At 70.0% G+C, this 8,946-nt stretch carries 8 protein-coding genes and 1 pseudogene; 4 read left to right on the top strand and 5 right to left on the bottom strand.

Features of this window, described 5'->3' with window-relative positions:
* Positions 1 to 774: 774 nt before the first annotated feature.
* The 3 genes from ACZ52J_RS41235 to ACZ52J_RS41245 form a co-directional block, all read right to left on the bottom strand.
* Positions 775 to 3,417, bottom strand: coding sequence for an Ig-like domain repeat protein (locus tag ACZ52J_RS41235; protein WP_465626424.1), 2,643 nt, complete (start codon positions 3,415 to 3,417; stop codon positions 775 to 777).
* Positions 3,418 to 3,799: 382 nt separating this feature from the next.
* A complete protein-coding gene (locus tag ACZ52J_RS41240; protein ID WP_465626426.1) occupies positions 3,800 to 3,934 on the bottom strand; it encodes a hypothetical protein in 135 nt (44 codons plus the stop codon).
* 265 nt (positions 3,935 to 4,199) lie between these two features.
* Entirely contained in the window at positions 4,200 to 4,805 is a 606-nt protein-coding gene (locus tag ACZ52J_RS41245; RefSeq protein ID WP_465626428.1) for a helicase associated domain-containing protein, read from the bottom strand.
* Positions 4,806 to 5,052: 247 nt separating this feature from the next.
* On the opposite strand from ACZ52J_RS41245, the gene ACZ52J_RS41250 reads away from it, so the two are divergent.
* A complete protein-coding gene (locus ACZ52J_RS41250; RefSeq protein WP_465626430.1) occupies positions 5,053 to 5,604 on the top strand; it encodes a hypothetical protein in 552 nt (183 codons plus the stop codon).
* Positions 5,605 to 5,810: 206 nt separating this feature from the next.
* On the opposite strand, the gene ACZ52J_RS41255 is transcribed toward ACZ52J_RS41250, so the two are convergent.
* Positions 5,811 to 6,578: a type IV toxin-antitoxin system AbiEi family antitoxin domain-containing protein gene (locus tag ACZ52J_RS41255; RefSeq protein ID WP_465626432.1), complete on the bottom strand. Its 768-nt coding sequence runs from the start codon at positions 6,576 to 6,578 to the stop codon at positions 5,811 to 5,813.
* A 140-nt stretch (positions 6,579 to 6,718) separates the two neighbouring features.
* Here ACZ52J_RS41255 and ACZ52J_RS41260 point away from each other — a divergent pair, with 140 nt between their 5' ends.
* Positions 6,719 to 7,231 (top strand): DUF6262 family protein, encoded by a 513-nt coding sequence (locus tag ACZ52J_RS41260; RefSeq protein ID WP_465626434.1) that lies wholly within the window; start codon positions 6,719 to 6,721, stop codon positions 7,229 to 7,231.
* Here ACZ52J_RS41260 and ACZ52J_RS41265 read toward each other — a convergent pair.
* Positions 7,120 to 7,740: pseudogene (locus tag ACZ52J_RS41265) on the bottom strand (terpene synthase family protein); the annotation flags it as partial. The gene ACZ52J_RS41260 and the pseudogene ACZ52J_RS41265 overlap by 112 nt on opposite strands.
* Positions 7,741 to 7,858: 118 nt before the next feature.
* Here ACZ52J_RS41265 and ACZ52J_RS41270 point away from each other — a divergent pair.
* Positions 7,859 to 8,317, top strand: coding sequence for a MarR family winged helix-turn-helix transcriptional regulator (locus ACZ52J_RS41270; protein ID WP_465626436.1), 459 nt, complete (start codon positions 7,859 to 7,861; stop codon positions 8,315 to 8,317).
* Complete coding sequence (locus ACZ52J_RS41275) at positions 8,314 to 8,733, top strand: SRPBCC family protein (RefSeq protein WP_465626438.1); 420 nt, start codon at positions 8,314 to 8,316, stop codon at positions 8,731 to 8,733. Before ACZ52J_RS41270 ends, ACZ52J_RS41275 begins: the two co-directional genes overlap by 4 nt.
* Positions 8,734 to 8,946: the final 213 nt, after the last annotated feature.

Below are 8,946 nucleotides of genomic sequence, written 5' to 3' on the forward strand. Positions count from 1 at the left end.
TTGGGGTACGGGGCATCGATCCAGCCTCACTTCATCGGCGACGGCTGGTGATCGTACGCGGGCGCGACGCGACGTGCGTAGGGAAGGCGGGCACGGGTTCCCAGCTCATGGAGTTCTCTGCGCCGCGTGACCTGAGTGGAAGACCGCGCCTGCCGAGGCATCACCCCCCGATTCCCACTGCCCTTGACCAGCTCCCCAGCAGCCCGAAGCGGCTGCTGGGGAGGTGCGTGGCCTGCTGGAGCGGCTGGCCCAGGTGCCGGACCCCTGTGATCCGCGTGGAGCGCGGCACGCGTGGCCGTGGTCCTCGTCCTGACGGCGTGCGCGGTGCTGGCCGGGGGCGACCTCGCTGCCGGCGGTCGGTGGAGGGCCCTAGCTCGGCCACCGCGCTGACTCACGAGTGGTGCAGGCCCTCGGCCACTCGCAGCAACTCCCCATAGGAGACCGACGCTGGCCAACCGCTGGAGACGGTGTAGGTGTAGGTTCCGTCCGACCAAATGATTGAACGCGGCCCAGAGGTCGGTGGGCCGCTGACGTATGTGGCAGGGTGCCCGCCGACTGTGGCCTGCCCCTGTCCCTGGTCTGAGGTCTCGTCCCCTCGGGTTTGGGTGATGAGTAGCCGGGAGCCCGCTCATCCGGGACGGCGGGATCGGGACGGCACCCGTGTCGGCTGGGCCCGGAGCAGCGAAGGGGCCCGCACATGCGGGCCCCTTCGGCCGGGATGCATCAGGTTTCTTCGAAGCGTCCCGGTTCAGTCCGTGGTCGTGGTGGCAGTGATCACAGGGTCGAGCACTGGCCCAGCCGGGAGCCGGCCACGGAGTTGGGGTTCCCGTCGTTGGTCGGCGCCGGGACGTTGCCGGAGCAGGCCAGGGATCCGCCGATGGTGTTGCCCTCGATCTCGGCCCGGGAGTCCTCGGGGAAGGGGCCGGTACCGGTTGTCCCCTGCACCTGGACCGAGCCTCCGATGTGGTTGGCGATGACCTCCGCACCGCTGTGGTTGTTGGACAGCGCCACCTGGCCGGTGATCCGGTTGCCGGTGCAGCCGTCGTCACCCGGGTCCCCGATCAGCACGAATCCGCTGGCGCCGGAGATGTTCGCCGATCCGGTGACCGTGCTGCCGCAGACGCCGAACCTGGCACCGTTGGAGGACAGGACACTGCCATGGATCGTGGAGTTGCTGATGAACAGCAGGCCACCAGCAGCGCCGTGCACCGTGCCGCCGACCGTGGCGTTGACGATGCAGGTGCTGCCGCTGCCCGCGAACACCGCGTTCGGGACCGACCCGGTGATGGTCCTGGTGCAGCTCACCGTCTGGGTGGCGGACTCCGGGCTGCCGGCCAGGTAGTTGCCGTCACCGCTGTACTGGGCCGTGATGGTGTGCGTTCCGGGCAGCAGGTTGGAGGTGCTGACCTGCGTTTGGCTGCAGTTGGTGCCGCCGCCCGGCGACAGCGTGCCGGTGCCCAGGAGCGTGCTGCCGTCGCGGACGGTCACCGTTCCGGTCGGCGCTGCGGCCGGATTGGTGCTCGGGCTGGCGGCGCACACGGTGTCGGTGAAGGTGACGGCCTGGCCGAACTCCGACGGGCCGGAGGACGCCAGCGTCGTGGCGACCGCCGCCTGGTTGACCGTCTGGACCAGGGTCGTGGCGGTACTGCCCTTGAAGTCGCCGTTGCCGCTGTAGACGGCGTCCACGTTGTGCGGTCCCGGGCTCAGGGTGGCGATGCTGCTCGATGTCGCCTGCCCCGTCGTGGTGTCCACCGGCACCGGAGCGCCGAGCGGGATCCCGTCGACCGTGAAGCTGACCGTGCCGCCGGTGGGTACGGGGGTGACCGTCGCGGTGAAGTCCACCGGCTGGCCGTACACCGAGGGGTTCGCCGAGGAGGCCAGTGAGGTCTGCGTGTCCTGGCGCACGGTCTTGAAGAACATCGCGTCCATCGGCGGGCCTGCGGCGCCCACCCCGCTGGTGTTGCCGGGGAAGGTGCCGTAGAAGACGTTGCCGACCGCCTTCATCTGCTGGAAGTCGCCGAGGACGCGCTGCGTGGAGCAGTTGGGGTCGCCCGCACAGCCGGTCGCGGGCTTCTGCGATGAGGCGAACGACTGCAGGGGGGTGGCGGGCTCGGTGAACGTCACGCCGTGGTCGGTGCTCCGGGCGAGATGTGCGGAGAACATGGGGTAGCCGCTGGTGTTGGTGCCGTCGGAGGTCATGTAGAGGACACCGACCGTCCCGTCGTCCAGCACCGCGACCGAGGGAAGCGCCGCGTTGGTCGAGGTGGAGACGTTGTACTCCGCCCCGACGGTGAGACTGCCCGCGCCGTCGTCGGTGAGCCGCCGGATCCTGATCTGGTTGTTGCCCCCGACTGCCACGCCATAGGCCACGTACACGTCGCCGTTGGACGGGTCGACGGCAGCGTGGTCGATGCCGCCGATCAGCGCGTTGACACCGCCGAACTTGTACGTTCTGCCCTGGTGGGTGTCGGCCGTGGCCACCGCGATGCCCTGGTTGTCGGTCTCGGTACCACCGCCCAGCTTCCAGTGCTTCCCGCCGTCCTTGGACCGGTTGAGCCGGTAGGTGATGTTCTGCGGGTCGCCGGTGCCGGAGCCGGTCTGGAAGATCGAGTAGACCCAGCCGTGCTGCCGCTCGGTGGCCAGGCGGATACCGGCGCTGGTCGCCTTGTTCGTGTCGACCGTGCCCGGTGAGTTGTCCAGGGTGAAGTCGACCGGGCTGACCCCGTTCGAAACCGCGACCTGCGCCGTTGGGGTCACAGGGGCGAGGTCCTCGTAGCCGACGTAGACCTTGTCCTTGGTCGCGTCGTCCGGATCGCGGTTCACCACCAGCCAGGGCTGGTCTGCAACGGTGCGCGTGCCGCTGGTGAACTGGGTGCTCCCGCCGTTGGCATTCCAGGTCCACGACGCTGCGTTGGCGGGATCGCTGGTCGAGCCGGTCACCACCTGCTGCTGGGCACAGTTGTTGGGACAGGTGAGGAAGGTGCCGTAGAGCGTGCCGTCGCGACCGTAGTCGATGGTCTGGTCGGACGGGGCCACACCTGTGGTGACACCAGGCGGCGGTGTGATCGTCGTCCTCTCGGACCAGTTCACGCCCCCGTCCGTCGAGTAGAGCAGATCGGCATTGGGGCTGTTGACGGGGTTGCTGGTGGCGGCGTTCCAGAACTGCTGGTGGAAGCGGGTGATGACGATCTGATCGGGGTTGGCCGGGTTGATCGCGATGGAGGGCTCACCGAAGCCGCCGGTGCTGCTGGCATTCGAACTCGCATCGACGACGCTCGGCGGCAGCGCGGCGCTCAGTCTCGGCCGGCGCTCTTCCCCGCCGGCGATCCGGAGGCTGGGCGGGGCGGCCTCCACGGCGTGGCTCGCCGAAGCCGTCGGGGCATCGGCCGCCCACGCGTGTGCAGGAAGAAGGGCCACGGACGGTGAGGTCAGACAGAGCGAGACGACAAGTGCTCCCCTCGCCGTGATCGGTGCCTGCCGAAGCGCAGGCGAGCTTCTTTCGGGTGGCACGGGCGGGTCCTCTCATCGGATCACACGGGCTGACCGCCAGCGTGTCGACGGGTGCGGGTCGCTTGACGCCAGGCGCACCACCCAAACACCCGTTCATCCCTCAGAACCACCCACCCGGCCCACGACCCCAAGAGCTACCGACTGACGAGGCCGGGCCGGAAGCGCAACGGAGTAGGCAGTGTGCTGATCGGGCCGGTGGGTCGGTCATCATGGGGTGCCTCGCTTCTCCTCGGGACGGGTGGGCCGTCCTTGCCGGGGTGGGCCGGGACGGCTGGGCATGCGGGGCGGGTCAGCCGGCCGCGAGATAGGCGCCGGCCACCCCCTCCAGGTGGCGCGCGACCTCGTCGGCCCGGGTCCGGTCCGCCGGCTCGCCCTGCCCGTGCGCGTCGGCGACGGCGGTGTCGAGGTCGGCGGCGTAGTGCAACCAGGGCGTCGTAGATCCGAGCGGTGGTCATCAAATCCAGCGGCACCTGGCCTCGGACCCGCCACAGCCGCACGGTCTCCGCGACGTGGCGCAGCAGGGCCGTGACGTGGGTGGTCGACATCATGAGTTCGCCGTTGTCGTGGCGGTACAGCGCCAGCGGGAACCGCTCGTTGAGGTCTTCGTCCGTGGTGGGCTCCGGGGTGGTGTCGGTCATCGTGTGATACCTCCGGGGTCGGGAGCGGGGCGGCGAGATGGACGAGGCGGATCAGGCGGCGACGGTCTCGGCGTGCCGGTGGGGTGCGTCCAGGAGTGCGGTCTGCTGGCCGGTCAGCTGCCCGTCGGTGCGGGCCCCCGCCTGCTTGCGCAGCCAGGTGCCGGGCCGGAACGTCGGATCGTCCGCGCTGCCGGGGCGGTTGGCCGGGCCGTCCAGGGTTCCGTCGGCGGCGAGGTAGGCGAGCAGGCGGCGGTAGGAGCGGTTCCAGTCCGGCTCCAACCGCCACAGCTCGTCCAAGGCCTCGAGCTTCGTCACCTGGTCGGTGGTGAGGTTCTCGGCCTTGCGCTGGCGGCGCATCCACGCGCCCACCGCGTAGCCGTCCGGCTTCGCGGTCGCCGGGATCGCCAGGTGGCCGTGCTGGCAGTGGAACGCGGCGGCGTAGGCGTGGCCGCGCTCCCAGGCGTTGGCGTTCTTGGACCAGATCATGCCGAGCGCGTCCCCGCCGACTTGTCGCACCTGGGGCTGGGCGTTGAGGCTGGTCAGCGCCATGCCCTCGCCGCGCCGGTCGCCGAACTCGGCGAAGATGGTGGCCGCCCGGGCATCGGCCGCGCCGGCCCCTGTCGCGCGGCCGGGCTGGGCCCGTAGCCGCCGCGGCACACGGCCGTTGCCGTTCGGACACTTCCGGCCCGCCGGATCGGGCAGGATGTGATCGAACGTTTCGGGGAGGGGCAAACAAGGTGACGGGGGTTGCATGATGGGGCGCACGGCACGGCGCGGGGGCGCGGCAGTGGCTGCGGTGGTGGTGCTGGCGCTGGGGGCGGCAGCCTGCACGGGGCAGGGCGGCGCAGGGACAGCGGCATCCACGGCAGCGGCGACGGCGACCCCGACGGTGACGGCGCACCCCGTGGTGCTACCCGAGCCCGCTCCGGCGGCGGCGCAGTGGATCGTGGACCAGCTGGCCAAGAACCCGCCGCAGCCCTGCCCCGCCCCCACCCTGGCGAACCTGGCGGTGATCGACCGCAGCGAGGACGCCCACGACCGGGCGGACGTGGTGTGGTTGAGGGACGACTCCTACCTGTGCCTCGCCTCGATCAGCCGTGTCAACGGCAACCTGGCCACGGGATTCTCCTACGGCTCGATCGCGTCCTACACCTCCGGGCAGAGCCCGTCAACGATCGGCGGCTTGCGGCAGCCCTCCTACTTCACAGTCTTCCCCGTCGACACCGGGCAGGTCGTGCTGCAGGGCGGGGGGAGCCGGTTCGGGCCGCTGCACCAGCGGACGGTCGACCTCGGCGCGGGCAAGGCGATCACCGTCGTCCAGTACCGCTACGCCGTCCAGCCGACGCCCGACCCCGATTCGTCAGTGGTCGAGCTTCCGCCGAAGGAGGACCCGGACCACCCGGCCGAGCTGTGCCCGTCCGTCCGAGAGCCGTGCCGCCTCGCGGACGTCTACTGAACCCCACGCGCCGGCTCCGATAGAGGCAGTGACCGAACGCTTGAGCAGACCGGTTGTGCGGGGTCTCTGACCAGGGACGAGGCCCGCCCGTTGCTCCCAGCACCCAGGCTGCCGAGGCCCCGGGAAGGCACACGAGGCCGCCACCCACAGGCGGCGGCCTCCCGGCATCTCAGATTCGCGAACCGGCCGTCGGTTGGGCCCGCGGGTCAGCCGTCCAGTTTCGCGTACAGGCCACGACCCGGGCGCTGCGCCCGGCCGGCCTTGACCAGGCGCTCCAGCATGGTGCGCACCGCGTTCACGTTGTCCGCCGACTCCTCGATCCCCAGCCGGGCGATCACCTCCCTGGCCCGCAGCGGCCCCTGAGCACCGGCCAGCACGCCCAGCACGCTCTCGGAGGTGGCCCCGGTCGCTCGCCGCCCGGGCACGGGCGCAGCCGTTTCGCTCCTCTCGGTGGCCGGCTCGGCGCCGGTGCGCACCGGCCCGGTGCTCCGGGTCGCGGCAGACTTCTTCGCCGCGGTGCGCGGCCGCGCGCTGCCGGAAGTCTTCTTCGCCGCGGCTTTCTTCGCGGGTGCCGCCTTCTTCGCTGTGGCCTTCTTCGCTGTGGACTTCTTCGCGGGGGCAGCCTTCTTGGCGGCGGTCTTCTTCGCCGTCTTCGTGACCGTGCCCGTGCGTGCGGTGGCCTTCTCAGCCGGCTCCCCGCCCCGGTCCGGCGCCGCCCCGGCTTCGGCCGCGAGCTGCCGCGGCCGGACCCCGGCGATGGCGTCCGCCTCTGCCCGAATGGTGCCCACCGCAGTGGTGCCCTGCGAGGCCGGCAGCCCGGCCAGGGCCTGCAGGCTCTGGATGGCGCCGCGTACGGCGTTCTCGCGCGCCACAGCGGCGGTCAGCTCGTCCTCCAGACGCCGCCGCCGGGCCTCGATGCCGGGAAGTTCCGCCTCCAACTGGGCGATGGTGTCACTGAAACGGCTTTCTGCCACGGTTCCTCGTCTCGTCCGCCCACGCGCATATCGCAGGACCTGTGCGATCTTTACCCCGCTACCGCGTCCGCCAACAAGAAACCGCGCCGATCCGCACCGGGCGCAGGATCGGGCCAAGGGTAAAACGGACCCCCGCCCAAATGCTGCGCGAGGCCAGAACCCGCGACAGCGAGACCAAACGAGCCCGGGTACTCAAGACCCTCAACGAGATGGCTGCGACGGGAGAGAAGGTCACTTTCCTCGAACTCGCTCGCACAGCACGGGTCTCGAACTGGCTGGTATACGCCGAGGGACTGCGCGAGCACATCGAGGAAGCGATCAGGAAGCAGAGCGGGGCTGCACAACGCGAGGCGGAAGCGGGCTCGCACACCTCGGCCGAATCACTGGCGGCTGACCTGGAACTGGCCACGGCAGAACTCAGAATCCTGCGCGCGGAGCGGGATCAGCTCAAGACGGCCACGGCCCGGCTGCGGGAGGACCGAGGGCCGAGCCTCGAGGCATGTCGGCCGTCCGACAAAGGAGTGGGTGAGCTCGGTGTGTCCTATCGAACTGCTCCATCGGGGAGCGTGAAGTACTTCGCCACCTCGTACCGCATGGTGACCAGCGACCATTCGTGGTTCCCGATGATCCAGTCGTCGATGTCGGGGATGTAACCGGCCACCTCCGGTCCCCCGTGCCGACGGAGTTCGTCGGAGAGCTCCGGGAAGCGGACCAGCTCGTCGTTGTGGATACGGGCAGCGTGATCAATCGCCGTCTGCCCGTCCAGCCCGTACAGGCGCCCGACGACGTCCACCAGGCTGTGCAGTGTCCGGCCCTGGTTCTCCGACTCGCGCCCGTACGAGTAGATGTCGTTGCGCCAGTTGACGATGTTCCCGGTCATGACCCTGAGCTCAGCCAGACCGGGAAGGTGGTAGTCGGCCTCGCTCAGGGCGTAGCCGTCGACCGCGTCCAGCGTCACCCAGACCGTGACCATGCCGGATGAGTGGATGCGCATCGGGCCGTAGTCGGCGAGGTTGGGGCCCCGGCCGGCCTCACGGTTGGCCGCCTCCCAGACGAGACCGAGGAAGTAGGCCCGGGCAGCGGCGGAGAACCGCTCCCACTGCGCCGGTGTGCCGAACTGCCGGAAGCGGTCACAGAGTTCGGCCAGCGCGACTGCGAACCGGCCCGCTGCTTCTGGGACCTAGCCGACCACGCCGCCCACCTCCTCGCACCGCAGGTCACGGCGGAGGTCCACACAGTGTTGTCATGACAACAGTTATGTCAGCGTTCACTCTGGAGACGTGACTGCACAGACCAGCGGCCTGCACGACCATCTCGGCTACTGGCTTCGCCGCCTGTCCGACGAGGTCCACGGCCGCTTCGAGAGACAGCTCGCCGAGCACGGCGTGACCGTCGCCCAATGGGCGGTCCTGATCACCGTCCACCGCGGCGACGCGACCACCACCCGCGAGGTCTCCCGCTACGTCGACATCGACGTCGGCGCGGTCTCCCGCCTCGTCGACCGGCTGATCGCCAAAGGCCTGATATCCCGCGAACCCGACCCCGACTCCAAGCGCATCCTGCGGCTGACCCTCACCGACCAGGGGCGCAACCTTGCGCCCCGCCTCGCAGAGATCGCCGACCGCAACGACGCCCACTTCTTCGCCAACCTCACCCCCGACCAGATCCTCCAGATGGAGGCATGGATCCGCGACCTGGTCGGCGCCCCGCAACCCCCACCCGAAAAGGGCACGACATGAGCACCAGCCCCGCCACCGCCCGCTCGGTCACCAAGACCGTCACCATCAACCGCCCCGTCGCCGACGTGTTCGCATTCCTCGCCGACCCGGCCAACTGGCCCGCTTGGGCCGTCGTCAACATCAAGGCGATCGAGCCCACCGACGACCCCGACTGGTGGCTGATGACCACCCCGCACGGCCCCGCCCGTCTGCGCATCCGCGGCAACGCCGACCTCGGCCTCCTCGACCACGACTACGTCGAGAGCCAAGCCTCCTGGCAGGTCCCCGCACGCGTCGTCCCCAATGGCGTCGGTACCGAATTCATGATCACCTTCTTCCAGCCCCCCACTTTCACCGACGCCTTCTTCGACGAGCAGGTCGCCCTCGTCGACACCGAACTCACCACCCTCCAGCACGTCCTGGAAACAGGCGCCTGACCCCTGCTCGACGCCCGACCCGCCGAGGCGCCGACGGGCTCACCCAGCAACTGGCTCGCCTCGGCCCATCCCAACGCACCGTCGGGGACCCTTCACGGCGCCCCACCCCGAGGTGGGGCCTAACCTCGCGCTTTCATGAAGCGGGCTGTCCGGCAGGTGATCAGATAGGCGAAAAGTGCCTCTGACCAGCGAGAATAAGGATTGTCTAGGCCC

The sequence above is a fragment of the Kitasatospora sp. NPDC034035 genome (genome assembly GCF_055575755.1).